This window comes from Streptomyces colwelliae (assembly GCF_048158785.1).
In the GTDB taxonomy this organism is placed as follows: domain Bacteria; phylum Actinomycetota; class Actinomycetes; order Streptomycetales; family Streptomycetaceae; genus Streptomyces.
The window spans coordinates 1-12193 of record NZ_JBLTJC010000316.1; the positions used below are offsets into that span (position 1 = coordinate 1).

14 protein-coding genes are annotated in these 12193 nt (G+C 70.1%); 8 read left to right on the forward strand and 6 right to left on the reverse strand.

Annotated elements, in window-relative coordinates; all coding sequences use genetic code 11:
- Positions 1–54: 54 nt before the first annotated feature.
- Positions 55–792 carry a SigE family RNA polymerase sigma factor gene (locus tag ACNFOC_RS41105; protein ID WP_416964121.1) on the reverse strand — a complete coding sequence of 246 codons (738 nt, stop codon included), beginning with the start codon at positions 790–792 and terminating at the stop codon, positions 55–57.
- 255 nt (positions 793–1047) lie between these two features.
- Between ACNFOC_RS41105 and afsQ1 the strand changes: the two genes are divergently transcribed.
- From afsQ1 to ACNFOC_RS41130, 5 genes are all read left to right on the forward strand, one after another.
- A complete protein-coding gene (gene afsQ1 / locus ACNFOC_RS41110) occupies positions 1048–1725 on the forward strand; it encodes a two-component system response regulator AfsQ1 (protein WP_033280216.1) in 678 nt (225 codons plus the stop codon).
- Positions 1722–3308 (forward strand): ATP-binding protein, encoded by a 1587-nt coding sequence (locus tag ACNFOC_RS41115; RefSeq protein ID WP_416964122.1) that lies wholly within the window; start codon positions 1722–1724, stop codon positions 3306–3308. The genes afsQ1 and ACNFOC_RS41115 overlap by 4 nt, the downstream gene beginning before the upstream one ends.
- Complete coding sequence (locus ACNFOC_RS41120) at positions 3305–3919, forward strand: hypothetical protein (protein WP_416964123.1); 615 nt, start codon at positions 3305–3307, stop codon at positions 3917–3919. Before ACNFOC_RS41115 ends, ACNFOC_RS41120 begins: the two co-directional genes overlap by 4 nt.
- Before the next feature lie 117 nt (positions 3920–4036).
- Positions 4037–4588, forward strand: a complete 552-nt coding sequence (locus tag ACNFOC_RS41125; protein ID WP_416964124.1) for a VanZ family protein — start codon at positions 4037–4039, stop codon at positions 4586–4588.
- A 94-nt stretch (positions 4589–4682) separates the two neighbouring features.
- The gene (locus ACNFOC_RS41130; protein ID WP_416964125.1) at positions 4683–4886 is read left to right on the forward strand and encodes a PspC domain-containing protein; all 204 of its coding nucleotides are present in this window, start codon (positions 4683–4685) and stop codon (positions 4884–4886) included.
- A gap of 104 nt (positions 4887–4990) precedes the next feature.
- On the opposite strand, the gene ACNFOC_RS41135 is transcribed toward ACNFOC_RS41130, so the two are convergent.
- Both ACNFOC_RS41135 and ACNFOC_RS41140 read right to left on the reverse strand, forming a co-directional pair.
- Positions 4991–5350: an ATP-binding protein gene (locus ACNFOC_RS41135; RefSeq protein ID WP_416964126.1), complete on the reverse strand. Its 360-nt coding sequence runs from the start codon at positions 5348–5350 to the stop codon at positions 4991–4993.
- Between the two features lie 141 nt (positions 5351–5491).
- Entirely contained in the window at positions 5492–6649 is a 1158-nt protein-coding gene (locus ACNFOC_RS41140; RefSeq protein ID WP_416964127.1) for an adenosine deaminase, read from the reverse strand.
- Positions 6650–6762: 113 nt separating this feature from the next.
- On the opposite strand from ACNFOC_RS41140, the gene ACNFOC_RS41145 reads away from it, so the two are divergent.
- Positions 6763–7527: a prolyl oligopeptidase family serine peptidase gene (locus tag ACNFOC_RS41145; protein ID WP_416964128.1), complete on the forward strand. Its 765-nt coding sequence runs from the start codon at positions 6763–6765 to the stop codon at positions 7525–7527.
- Between the two features lie 329 nt (positions 7528–7856).
- Here the strand turns inward: ACNFOC_RS41145 and ACNFOC_RS41150 are convergent, their stop codons facing one another.
- On the reverse strand, positions 7857–8585 hold the full coding sequence (locus ACNFOC_RS41150) for an SDR family oxidoreductase (protein ID WP_416964129.1): 729 nt from the start codon (positions 8583–8585) through the stop codon (positions 7857–7859).
- Positions 8586–8659: 74 nt separating this feature from the next.
- On the opposite strand from ACNFOC_RS41150, the gene ACNFOC_RS41155 reads away from it, so the two are divergent.
- Positions 8660–9037, forward strand: a complete 378-nt coding sequence (locus ACNFOC_RS41155) for a MerR family transcriptional regulator (protein ID WP_416964130.1) — start codon at positions 8660–8662, stop codon at positions 9035–9037.
- Positions 9038–9128: 91 nt separating this feature from the next.
- Here ACNFOC_RS41155 and ACNFOC_RS41160 read toward each other — a convergent pair whose 3' ends face one another.
- A complete protein-coding gene (locus ACNFOC_RS41160; RefSeq protein WP_416964131.1) occupies positions 9129–10214 on the reverse strand; it encodes a DNA polymerase III subunit beta family protein in 1086 nt (361 codons plus the stop codon).
- A gap of 92 nt (positions 10215–10306) precedes the next feature.
- Entirely contained in the window at positions 10307–11263 is a 957-nt protein-coding gene (locus tag ACNFOC_RS41165) for a LysR family transcriptional regulator (RefSeq protein WP_416964132.1), read from the reverse strand.
- Positions 11264–11326: 63 nt separating this feature from the next.
- Between ACNFOC_RS41165 and ACNFOC_RS41170 the strand changes: the two genes are divergently transcribed.
- Positions 11327–12193 (forward strand): MFS transporter (locus ACNFOC_RS41170; RefSeq protein WP_416964133.1); only part of this gene is annotated, 867 nt, incomplete at its 3' end.

Genomic DNA, 12193 nt, shown 5'->3' on the forward strand with positions numbered 1-12193 from the left:
TNTGTATAAGAGACAGCCCCCGGACCTCCCCCGTTACCTACTCCCCCCCAACCTTCAGGCGACAAGCTCCCCGAAGGCGTCCTCCTCGTCACGGCCGAAGCTGAGGACCTCGTCCTCGCGCATGCGGCGGAGCGACCGCCAGATGCTGGACTTCACCGTGCCGACACTGATGTCGAGGATCTCCGCGATCTCCGGGTCCGTGCGGCCCTCGTAGTAGCGGAGGACCAGCATGGTGCGCTGGAGTTCCGGCAGCCGGGACAGCGCCTGCCACAGGACCGCGCGCAGTTCCGTGCCGCGCATCGCGTCCGTGTCGCCGGGCGTCTCCGGCAGTTCCTCGGTCGGGTACTCGTTCAGCTTGCGGCGGCGCCACGCGCTGATGTGCAGGTTCGTCATGGTGCGGCGGAGGTAGCCCCCGACCGCGGCCTTGTCGCTGATCCGGTCCCACGCCTTGTACGTCGAGAACAGCGCGCTCTGGAGCAGGTCCTCGGCCTCGAAGCGGTCGCCGGTCAGGTGGTAGGCGGTCGCGTACAGGGAGGCGCGGCGCTCCTGGACGTAGGCGGTGAACTCCGCCTCCGACAGCGAACGACGCTCCCCCGTGTCCTCCCTGTACGCACTTCCCCCGTGCGCCTCCCCCGTGTGCGCGTCAACCACCGTCATGTAACCGGTGTGCTGACGCCCGGCACCGCGAACGCACCCCCGCCCGCTCACGGCACCGGACTTCTCGGAACCCCGGTTCACGTCGTGCAGACGCGTGATGACTGCGTTGTTGCTGGTGCTGTGCAGCGTGTTCATCTCGCGCCCCCCGTAGTGGACTTGCCCGGTGTTCGGATGTTCCGGCTCGGTTCCCTCGTGGTTCCTTGCCTGTGCCGAAAATCCTGCCGGGGGCACTTCATGGACGTGTCCCCCGACTGTCACAGACCTGTCACAGGGGTCGGTCTCTGTAGCTGCCCTCAGAAAACGGACAGTCCGGTCACAGATAGGAGCGCTACGGGTGCGTACACGTACAGGTGTCGAAACCCCGGCCCGCCATGGGCCAGAATGAGCCCCGTGCCTTCCCTGTTGCTGATCGAGGACGACGACGCCATCCGGACGGCCCTGGAGCTCTCGCTGACGCGCCAGGGACACCGGGTTGCCACCGCTGCCAGCGGCGAGGACGGTCTGAAGCTGTTGCGTGAGCAGCGGCCGGACCTGATCGTGCTGGATGTGATGCTGCCCGGCATCGACGGTTTCGAGGTGTGCCGTCGTATCCGGCGCACGGACCAGCTGCCGATCATTCTGCTCACCGCGCGCAGCGACGACATCGACATCGTCGTCGGACTGGAGTCCGGCGCCGACGACTACGTGGTGAAACCCGTGCAGGGGCGGGTGCTGGACGCCCGCATCCGGGCCGTGCTGCGGCGCGGAGAGCGAGAAGCCAACGACGCCGCCACATTCGGTTCGTTGGTGATCGACCGCGCCGCGATGACCGTCACGAAGAACGGCGAGGACCTCCAACTCACGCCCACCGAGCTGCGGTTGCTGCTCGAACTGAGCCGGCGGCCCGGACAGGCCCTGTCCCGGCAGCAGTTGCTGCGCCTGGTGTGGGAGCACGACTACCTCGGCGACTCGCGCCTGGTGGACGCCTGCGTCCAGCGGCTGCGCGCCAAGGTCGAGGACATCCCGTCCTCCCCGACCCTCATCCGTACCGTGCGCGGCGTCGGCTACCGCCTGGACTCGCCTCAGTGACCGACGCACCAGGGGGGATCCGCGGCTGGCGCCCGGGTCGTAAGGGAGTTCTGTGGCGGCTGCGGTTCACCAGCCTGCGCCTGCGGCTGGTGGTCGTGTTCGGCCTGGTCGCGCTGACCGCCGCCGTGTCCGCGTCCGGCATCGCGTACTGGCTCAACCGCGAGGCCGTCCTCACCCGCGCGCAGGACGCCGTCCTGCGCGACTTCCGGCAGGAGATGCAGAACCGCGCGGGCGCCCTGCCCGCGCACCCCACCCAGGACGAACTGATGCGCACCGCGGGCCAGATGGCCAACAGCAGCCAGCGCTTCAGCGTCCTGCTCGTCGGCGAGGACGCGAACGACAAGACGGTCTACGGCAACTCGGGCGGCCTGAACGGCTTTTCGCTGGAGGACGTGCCCAAGTCGCTGCGTACGGCGGTGAACAAGCAGCAGTCGGTGTCCGACGGCAACAAGGAGCCGTACCACCTGTACTGGCAGCGGGTCACCGAGCACGGCACGCCGTATCTGGTGGCCGGGACGCGGATGATCGGCGGCGGGCCGACCGGCTACATGCTCAAGTCCCTTGAGCCGGAGGCGAAGGACCTCAACTCCCTTGCCTGGTCGCTGGGTATCGCCACCGGGCTCGCGCTGATCGGTTCCGCGTTGCTCGCGCAGGCCGCCGCGACGACCGTCCTCAAGCCGGTGCACCGGCTCGGCATCGCCGCGCGCCGGCTCGGCGAGGGCAAGCTCGACACCCGGCTGCGGGTCTCCGGTACCGATGAACTCGCCGAACTGTCACGGACGTTCAACCAGACCGCCGAGGCGCTGGAGAAGCGGGTCGCCGACATGGCCGCCCGCGACGACGCCTCGCGCCGGTTCGTCGCCGACATGTCCCACGAGCTGCGTACGCCGCTCACCGCCATCACCGCCGTGGTGGAGGTGCTGGAGGAGGAACTCGACGCCGAGACGGGCAGCGTGGACCCGATGATCGAGCCCGCCGTACGGCTGGTGGTCAGCGAGACCAAGCGGCTCGGCGACCTCGTCGAGAACCTGATGGAGGTCACCCGCTTCGACGCGGGCACCGCCCGGCTGGTCCTCGACGACGTCGACCTCGCCGACCAGATCACCGCGTGCATCGACGCCCGCGCCTGGCTGGACGCCGTGGACCTGGACGCCGAGCGCGGCATCCACTCCCGGCTCGACCCGCGCCGCCTGGACGTCATCCTCGCCAACCTCATCGGCAACGCCCTCAAGCACGGCGGCTCGCCGGTGCGGGTGTCGGTGCGCCTGGAGGACGACGAACTCGTCATCGCCGTACGGGACCACGGACCGGGCATCCCGGAGGACGTCCTGCCGCACGTCTTCGACCGCTTCTACAAGGCGAGCGCTTCCCGGCCGCGCTCCGAGGGCAGCGGCCTGGGGCTCTCCATCGCCCTGGAGAACGCCCGATTCCACGGCGGGGGGATCACCGCCGCCAACTCCCCCGAGGGCGGCGCGGTGTTCACCCTGCGGCTGCCGCGGGACGCCTCCGCGCTCACGGAGGAACCCGGCGCCGAGAACGGCGAGAAGAGCGAGGGCGCCGGCCCCGAGGAGAACGCGTCATGAACGTACGAGGCCGCTACGGCAGCGCGCTGGCGCTCCCCCTGCTCGGCCTGCTGCTCGCCGGGTGCGGGATCCGGGCCACGGAGGTGCCGACCGACTTCGGGGCGGCGCCGTCCCGGGTGCCGTGCACGCTCACCGAGCCGGACGTGTCGCCGCAGGCCGCGCGCGGGGTGCCCGTGCAGGTGTTCCTGCTGTGCGGGTCGTCGCTGGTGACCGTCGATCGGGCCGTACAGGTGCCGGACGGCACGGCGGACGTGCAGCGGCGCGTGATCGTCGCCCAGGGGCTGCTGGACCAGCTCGCGGAGTCGCCGTCGTCGGGTGAGAAGGACGCCGGGTACACGACCGACGTGCGCGGCGGCATGACGGTGAGCGGGCCGCGTGCCAAGGATCCCAAGGACGCGCTGCGGCTGAGCAATTCACCGGCCGACCTCACGTCGTACGCGCTCGCCCAGCTCGTCTGCACGTTCTCCGACTCGGCCGCGGCCGAGGGCGACGGCTCCGTGGTCCTCGGCGGCCCGGACGGCTCGCCCCTGCGCCGCTACGAGTGCACGGACGACGTCCGCTCCGACCCGGGCACCAAGGCACCGCCGTCCAGCGAGGTGACGGGCGGCTGAAGCCGCGTGCGCCCCCGGGGTGAACGGGGCGCGAAAAGGGGCGTGTGGCGCAGGCCTCACCCTGGTGCCCGGTGCCTACCCGGAACCGATCGTGCCGGAGAGGGCGTCTTGTGGGGCGTGCAGCGTCAAGGCTCCATCGGCGGCAGTGCCGCGATTCGCGTCCGTGTGACAGGAGGTGTCCTCCTCGTCGCACACCTCGTGCTCGTCGCCTGGGTCACGCTGCGCCCACGGGACGTCCCCTGGGTGATGCCCCCGAATCTGCACCCGCTGGCCAGTATCCGGGCCGATCTGGCCATGGGCTGGCCGGAGGCGTCCAAGCGGATCGGTGAGGGCCTCGCGCTGCTGGCACCGCTGGGTGTCCTGCTCCCGACCGTCAGCGGCAGACTCCATGTCTCGCCGCTCGCGTCCCTCGTCCGTACGGTCGCTGCGGGCGCCCTGATCTCCCTGGGCATCGAACTGCTCCAGACCGGGGTGCCGGGCCAGGTCGTCGACATCGACTCGCTGCTCATGAACACGGTGGGCGTGGCCCTCGCCCACGCCGCGATCGTCCCGGCGGCCCGCGCCTGGCTCCGCCGCAGGGCCGAGTCCGGGCCCCCCGCGACCGTCCTCCAGGAGGAACCGACTCAGGGACGGACCCCGACGATTCCCAGGGTCGGCATCGCACCGTAGAGCGACGCCGGGCGCGCCGCGCGTCCGTAACGTTGACGGCAGATGAGGCAACCACACGGGGGGCCTCGGACAGCCGCTCGCGAAGGAGCTCACCATGACCGCCATTGCCCGCCCCACCCAAGGCCGCATGATCGGCGGAGTGTGCGCAGCGCTGGCGCGGCGCTTCGGTACCTCCGCGACCACGATGCGGGTGATCTTCCTGGTCTCCTGCCTGCTGCCCGGCCCGCAGTTCCTGCTCTACATCGCGCTGTGGATCCTGTTCCCGTCCGAGGACAAGGTGCGCACCGAGGCCTGGTGAGGCTCCGGCCCCGGACACCGCCCGCGTCCACGTCCACGTCCACGTACGCCGATGGGGCGCACCCTCTCCAGGGTGCGCCCCATCGGCGCGTTCAGGGGTGGGGCTCAGCCCAGCGGGACGCCGTTCAGCGGCAGGCCGTGCGTGGGCAGGCCCGTGTTCGACAGCGGCAGACCGCCCAGCAGCCCGGCGACGGGCGCGGTCGGACCGTCGGACAGCACCTTCTCGGCGGCCGGCTGCACGGCGGACAGACCACCCGCGAGCGCGGGCTGCGCCTGGCTCAGCGCCTCACCGGCACCCGGCAGCGCCTTGGCGACGTTCTCCGCGGGCAGCGTGTGGGTCACGGTGCCCAGCGCCTGGGTGGCGTCCGGAAGCGCCGGAGCCGCGCTCGCGGCACCCGCGCCGACAGCGGCGAAGGCGGCACCGAGGGCGGCGACACCGAGGGTCTTGGCAGCAGACTGCTTCATGGTGAATGCGTCCTTGAATGGGAAGACGGGGGATGTGAGCGGTCCAAGACCGTAAACACGCGAGGCCACCCGCCGCAAACATCGAAATGCGGACGGATTGTGAACACCCGCCCGCACCTCCCGTATCCCGGTTGGCCTCGTTCAGCCCTCTTCGGACACAGAACCGCTGGTGGAAGCGGTCTGCCGGAACAGCCATTCGGATTTCAGCTCGGCATATCCGGGCTTGACCACGTCATTGATCATGGCGAGTCGTTCATCGAAAGGAATGAATGCTGACTTCATAGCATTGACGGAAAACCACTGCATGTCGTCGAGCGAATAACCGAACGCCTCGACAAGGTGCTCGAATTCCTTGCTCATGCTGGTGTGGGACATGAGCCGGTTGTCGGTATTGACCGTCGCCCGGAAATGCAGCCGCCGCAGCAGCCCGATCGGGTGCTCGGCGTAGGAGTCGGCGGCGCCGGTCTGGAGGTTGGAGCTGGGGCACAGCTCCAACGGGATGCGCTTGTCGCGCACGTACGACGCGAGCCGGCCGAGCTCGACGGACCCGTCCTCCTTCACCTGGATGTCGTCGATGATGCGCACCCCGTGCCCGAGCCGGTCGGCGCCGCACCACTGCAACGCCTGCCAGATCGACGGCAGCCCGAAGGCCTCACCGGCGTGGATCGTGAAGTGGTTGTTCTCGCGCTTCAGATACTCGAAGGCGTCCAGGTGCCGGGTGGGCGGGAACCCGGCCTCCGCGCCCGCGATGTCGAAGCCGACGACACCCAAGTCGCGGTAACGGTTGGCGAGTTCGGCGATCTCCAGGGAACGGGCCGCATGCCGCATGGCGGTGAGCAGCGCCCCCACGCGAATCCGCCGTCCGCTCTCCCGCGCGAGCAACTCCCCTTGCCGGAAGCCCTCGTTGACGGCCTCGACGACCTCTTCGAGGCTGAGCCCGCCGTCGAGGTGCTGCTCGGGCGCGTACCGCACCTCCGCGTAGACGACACCGTCCTCGGCGAGGTCCTCGGCGCACTCGCGGGCGACCCGGATCAGCGCGTCGCGGGTCTGCATCACGCCGACCGTGTGCGAGAAGGTCTCCAAGTACCGCTCCAGGGAACCGGAGTCGGCAGCCTCGGCGAACCACACGCCGAGCTTGTCCGGGTCGGTCTCGGGGAGTCCGGTGTACCCGGCGTCCCTCGCGAGTTCGACGATCGTCCCCGGGCGGAGACCGCCGTCGAGGTGGTCGTGCAGCAGAACCTTCGGCGCCCGGCGGATCTGGTCCGGCGTCGGGGTGTTCGGGGTGCTCTGGCTCGTCATTTCCGCACTCTAACTCCTACGCGCGTAGATCACCCGTTGTACGAATCCGTCGATACGTAACGGTGACCGCGCGGAAGGATGGCGTACACGCTTGCTTCTGACACTGTTCTGTCATGGCACAGCAAGCGACGCCGGTCAGGACGGCCCGGCTGGGGAGAGCGCTCGGTCCCGAACCGACCTCGGTGAGCGGCGTGGTGCTGCTGCTCCCCGGTGGCGAGGAGGTGTCCAGCCGTAGACCCTCCCCCATGATGGCGACGGCCTCCGTAAGGACGTTGGGGCGCCGACTGGCCCGCGCGGGCCAGGGTGACGGGCTCGCCGCGCATGTCGTCCACTACCGCTGCCGCGGCTGGAACGGCAGCGAAGCGTCTCTCGCGCACGACGCGGCCTGGGCGGTGGAGGAGGTCGTACGGCGGTACGGGGACGTGCCCGTGTGTCTCACCGGGATCGACATGGGCGCCCGCGCGGCGTTGCGCTCCGCGGGGCACGAGGCGGTGAACTCCGTTGTGGCGCTGGCTCCTTGGCTGCCCGAACAGGATGTCGCCGCGCCACCCGAACCGGTGAAGCAGCTGGCGGGGCGGCGGGTGTTGATCGTGCACGGCACGAACGACGAACGGACCGATCCCGAGCTGTCGTTCCGGTTGGCGGCCCGGGCGAAGAAGGCGAACCGGGACATCTGCCGGTTCGAAGTGCACTCCGACGGGCACGGGTTGCATCAGCACCGGCAGGAAGTGCAGGCGTTGACCGAGGACTTCGTGATGGGGGCGTTGTTCGGGCGGGCGTTTTCCCGGCCTGTCGAGGACGCGCTTCAGGCTCCGCCGCCCTTGGGTTTGAGGATGCCGTTGGCTGCGGGGTTCGGGCGGTCGCTTCGTAAGGGGTGACGGTTCGTTGCGGAGTGCGGGTGCGGTGCGGGTGGTCGCGCCCACGGGGGCGGAGCCGCACATTGACACAGCTCCGCGCCCCTAAAACGGGCCGCACCCAAGTACGCGCCCCTGGCGGCAAGTTCCGTGTCGACGTGCTGATGCGCACGGTGCCCCGACGCGGCCGGCAGCAACTGTCCGCAGGCGCCGGCGAGGTGGCCCACCACCGCTGTTTCAGCCCACGGCCAGTAGCGCTGCCCGCCCTGGTCCCTATGGCGTCGTCGACACCAGGCCCGCGCCCGCGACGGCCACGACCGCCGACGCCGAAGTCAGTGGGCCCGAGGGGCCCCTCATGCCGCCGTCAGCGCCGCCAGGGCGCGGACCATCGCGTCGTTGAATTCTTCCGGCGTCAGCGGCAGGCGGGACTTGACGTCCCGACTCCACTGGTCGGCGAGGACCTCGGCGGAGCCTGCCTCGACACCGTCGAGCACCGCGTCGGCCAGGTCCGACGGCGCGATCTTGGCCACGGGCCAGCCCGCGGCCATGTCGGTGTCGGCCAGGCCGAGGTGCACCGCTGTCACGAGCGTGCCCTGCTCGGCGAGTTCCAGGCGGACGCCGTTGGTCATGGCCCAGGCGGCGGCCTTGGTCAGGTGGTAGGCATTGGCGCCCTGGCCCCCGAACCATGACATGGCGGAGAGGACGTTGACGATCGCGCCCCCGCCGTTCCTGGCGAGCGTCGGCGCGAACTCCCGGATCATTCCCAGGTGGCCGAACATGTTGGTCTCCAGCTCGTGCCGTACCGCGTCCAGCGAACCGGTCACCAGGTCGGTCCCCGTCTGGATCCCCGCGTTGTTGATGAGCAGCGAGACGTCCGGGGCGGCCTCGGCCGCGGCCGTCACAGACGCGGGATCGGCGATGTCGAGGGGCAGCACGTCGACCCCGGGCAGGTCCACGGTCCCGGGGCGGCGAGCCGTCGCGTAGACCTTGCGGGCGCCCCGATCGAGCAGCCGCTGGGCGAAGGCGCGGCCCAGGCCGCGGTTGGCTCCGGTGACAAGGGCGACTGAGTTGTTGATGTCCATGCCCGGTACGCTAAAACCTGACGCTGACGTCAGAGGCAAGTGTGGTCAGCAGGGCCGGGGCGAGAGGAATCACCATGACCGTCACGCAGGCCGCGGCCGAGCCGCTGATCCGCATCGGCGAGGTGGCGCGGGGTGCCGGCGTCTCGGTACGCGCCGTGCGCTACTACGAGCAGCAGGGGCTGCTCATCGCGGAGCGCAGCCCATCCGGCCAGCGCCTCTACCGGCAGGACGCCGTCGCCCTGGTCCGTTTCTTCCAGCAGATGTTCGCCGCCGGCCTGACCAGCCGAGGGATCATGGCACTCCTTCCGTGCTGGGACTCCGGGCACACCGACGCCGGGCAACGAGCCATGCTGCGCGCCGAGCGGGACCGCATCCAGGCCAAGATCGGCGACATGCAGGCTGCCCTGGACCGCCTCGACAAGGTCATCGCGATCACGGACACGCACCCGTAGGCGCGGTCGGTCGCACAGCACCCGACCCGGCACCGGGCACCGGGCACCGGGCACCGGAGTCGACCCTCGAAGGACTTCCGAAGCGGACCGGTCAATGCTCCAGGCGGACAGGCATCAGCATCGAAAAGGTGCCCTCGGCGTCGGTCCGGCGGATCGCCAGGGGTGCCGTAGCGGCGCCGAACTCCAGAATCAGTCGGTCCCGGGCTCCGGCGGCGAGGGCATCCAGCAGGAACTCGCGATTGACGGCGATGTCGCCCTGGCTGTCGTCACCGTCTTCACAGACGCGGACCGTGCCGTCGCCCGTCACCTTGAGCACGCTGAGGTCACAGGACGCGCCGTCCTGCTCGCGCACCTCGCTGACGCGGACGGAGCCGGTTTCCACCGCCGCCCGGAAAGCCGGGACATCGACGAGGGCACGGCGCCCTGCCGGCAGGCGGACGAGGCGACGGTAATCAGGAAAGTCGTGGTCGAGACACTGACCGGCCGCCTGACGGTCCCCTGCCTCCAGGGCCACGCGGTCACCGTCCACAGTGAGCTGGACGGATGCGTCGTCACTCAGCAGCGCCCGCATCGCGTCGGCGAGTGGGGACGGCACGATGACCTGCACACGGGGCCCGCCATGCCCGGTGGCACCGGCTTGTGCGACTGCCATCCGGTACCGGTCGGTGGCCACGACATGGAGCGTCTCACCCTCGATGTCGAACAGGACACCGCCGAGCATCGGCAGCTCCGGGTCGGTACTGACGGCGAAGCGGACCGCGTCCAACGCCGCGGCCAACTCGGGCGCGGAGACAGCCAATCGGACGGTGGTGTCGGTGCGGGGCAAAGCCATGGGATTCTCCCTGTGTTCGAGTAGCGCTCGGACCATGGAGAACTCGATGCGGGCATCGGACAGCCCCAGTTCAAGACGGCGCAGATGCGCTTGAAGCAGCTTCCGCACCAGGTCGGTGTCCTGACTGGACCAGCCGGCCAGCACCAGCCGAATGTCCGCCAATGCCATACCGGCCCGACGCAGCCGGGCCAGCAACCGGGCCTCGTCAAGCTGCTCCGGGCCGTACCAGCGATAGCCGCTCACCGGATCCACCCAGGCCGGGACCAGCACGCCGGCACCGTCGTAGAACCGCAGGGCGCTCACGCTCAGTCCACTGTCCCGAGCCATCTCACCAATACTGCGCATCTCGCTCTCCACACCCGGGACTCTGGGCCCTCCACCAAGTCGAGGGTCAACCCTGAAAGGACTTCCGGAGCCGACCGCCAAGGGGAACACCCTTACGTGGGGAGCAAGTTGCCTCTCCTCGACAGCAGGAACTGCTTGAAAGCCGCCACCGGCGGCGTGTCCGGGTGGCCGTCCAGCCACGCCACGCCGATCTCCCTCACCGCCCTCGGGGCCGTTACCGTCAGCTCCGCAACTCCTGGGCGGGGTACGGCTGGTGGGGGCAGGAGGGCGACCCCCAGGCCCGCCGCCACCAGGCCCCGTAGGGTCTCCGCCTCCTCCCCCTCGAAGGCGATCTTCGGGCGGAAGCCGGCCTCCTTGCAGACGTTGTCGGTGATGCTGCGGAGGCCGTAGCCCGGTTCCAGGGTCACGAAGGTCTCGTCGGCCGCCTCCGCGAGGCGGATGCGCTTGCGGGTGGCCAGGCGGTGGTCGGCCGGGACGACGAGGCGGAGTTTCTGTACGTCGAGGCGGTGGGCCACGACATCGGGGGCGTCGAGGGTCGGGGAGGTCAGGAGGCACAGGTCCAGCTCGCCCGCCCGCAGCCGCTCCAGCATGGCCTCGCCGTAGTTCTGGACGAGGCTGAAGCGGACGCGGGGGTGGTCGGCGCGGAAGGCTCGGATGAGGCCGGGGACGGTTTCCGAGCCGAGGGTGTGGAGGAAGCCGAAGGCGACCTTGCCGGTGGCGGGGTCGGCGTCGGCGCGGACCTCGTCGGCGGCCCGCCCGATCTCGGCGAGGGCGCGGTCGACGGAGGTGAGGAAGGTGCGGCCGGCCGGGGTCAGGGAGACCGTGCGGCCTCTGCGGGCGAACAGGTCGACGCCCAGGTCCTGTTCGAGGCGGACCATCGCTCGCGACAGGGTGGACTGCGGGACCTGCATCTCCTGCGCGGCCCGGGTGACGTGTTCGGTGCGGGCGACGCCGGCGAAGTACGCGAGGCGGGGCGCGAGGAGCGCGACGATGTCTTCTGTGTCACCGGATGGTGACAGGTGAGCCTGTGACCTCTGTTGATGCGCCATGGGAACGATTATGGCGTTTCCGTGCATTGGACGGATGAGTGGGAGCGTACGTAGCTTCGAGGCATGTCTCCCGCCGATACCGGGGCGTCCACGATCGTGGCCGCCACCACCCCTGTCCCCGACTCCGACTCACGGCTGACGCCGGGTGGTCCCGGCTATCGCCGTATGAGCTTCGCCCTGTTCCTCGCCGGTGTCGCGACCTTCGCGCTGCTCTACTCCACGCAGGCCCTGCTGCCGCTGATCTCCTCCGGTTTCGCGGTGTCGGCGAGTGCGGCGAGCTGGACGGTGGCGGCCGCGACGAGTGGGCTCGCGTTGTTCGTCCTGCCGATGAGCGCGCTGTCGGAACGTTTTGGACGTCGTACGGTCATGACGGCGTCGTTGGTGGTCGCGGTGAGCATCGGGGTGCTGGTCCCGTTCGCTCCGTCGCTGGGCGCGCTGGTGGCGTTGCGGTTCCTTCAGGGGGCCGCGCTGGCCGGGCTACCGGCGTCGGCGACGGCGTATCTGGCGGAGGAGGTCCGGCCGAAGGCGCTGGTCACGGCGATCGGGCTGTTCGTGGCGGGCAACAGTGTCGGCGGGATGAGCGGCCGGGTCATCACCGGCTGGGTCGCGCAGGAGTGGGGGTGGCGGGTCGCGGTGGCGGTGATCGGCGTCATCGCGGTCGGCTGCGCGGTCGCCTTCCGGCTGCTGCTTCCCGCCCCGAAGCACTTCACGCCGGGTTCGCTGCGCCCGCGCGTCCTGGCCCGCACGGTCCGCGACCACCTCGCGAACCCGCTGCTGTGCCGGCTGTACGCGATCGGCGCGTTGTTCATGACGGTCTTCGGCGGCGTCTACACGGTGGTCGGCTACCGCCTCACCGAGGCCCCCTTCTCCCTCCCCCAGGGCATCATCGGCTCGATCTTCCTCGTGTATCTGGTGGGGACCGTGTCGGCG

Coding starts and splice junctions, on each gene's coding strand:
- ACNFOC_RS41105 (WP_416964121.1), bottom strand. CDS start 792: ATGAACACGCTGCACAGCACCAGCAACAACGCAGTCATCACGCGTCTG.
- ACNFOC_RS41120 (WP_416964123.1), top strand. CDS start 3,305: ATGAACGTACGAGGCCGCTACGGCAGCGCGCTGGCGCTCCCCCTGCTC.
- ACNFOC_RS41130 (WP_416964125.1), top strand. CDS start 4,683: ATGACCGCCATTGCCCGCCCCACCCAAGGCCGCATGATCGGCGGAGTG.
- ACNFOC_RS41135 (WP_416964126.1), bottom strand. CDS start 5,350: ATGAAGCAGTCTGCTGCCAAGACCCTCGGTGTCGCCGCCCTCGGTGCC.
- ACNFOC_RS41140 (WP_416964127.1), bottom strand. CDS start 6,649: ATGACGAGCCAGAGCACCCCGAACACCCCGACGCCGGACCAGATCCGC.
- ACNFOC_RS41145 (WP_416964128.1), top strand. CDS start 6,763: ATGGCACAGCAAGCGACGCCGGTCAGGACGGCCCGGCTGGGGAGAGCG.
- ACNFOC_RS41150 (WP_416964129.1), bottom strand. CDS start 8,585: ATGGACATCAACAACTCAGTCGCCCTTGTCACCGGAGCCAACCGCGGC.
- ACNFOC_RS41155 (WP_416964130.1), top strand. CDS start 8,660: ATGACCGTCACGCAGGCCGCGGCCGAGCCGCTGATCCGCATCGGCGAG.
- ACNFOC_RS41160 (WP_416964131.1), bottom strand. CDS start 10,214: ATGCGCAGTATTGGTGAGATGGCTCGGGACAGTGGACTGAGCGTGAGC.
- ACNFOC_RS41165 (WP_416964132.1), bottom strand. CDS start 11,263: ATGGCGCATCAACAGAGGTCACAGGCTCACCTGTCACCATCCGGTGAC.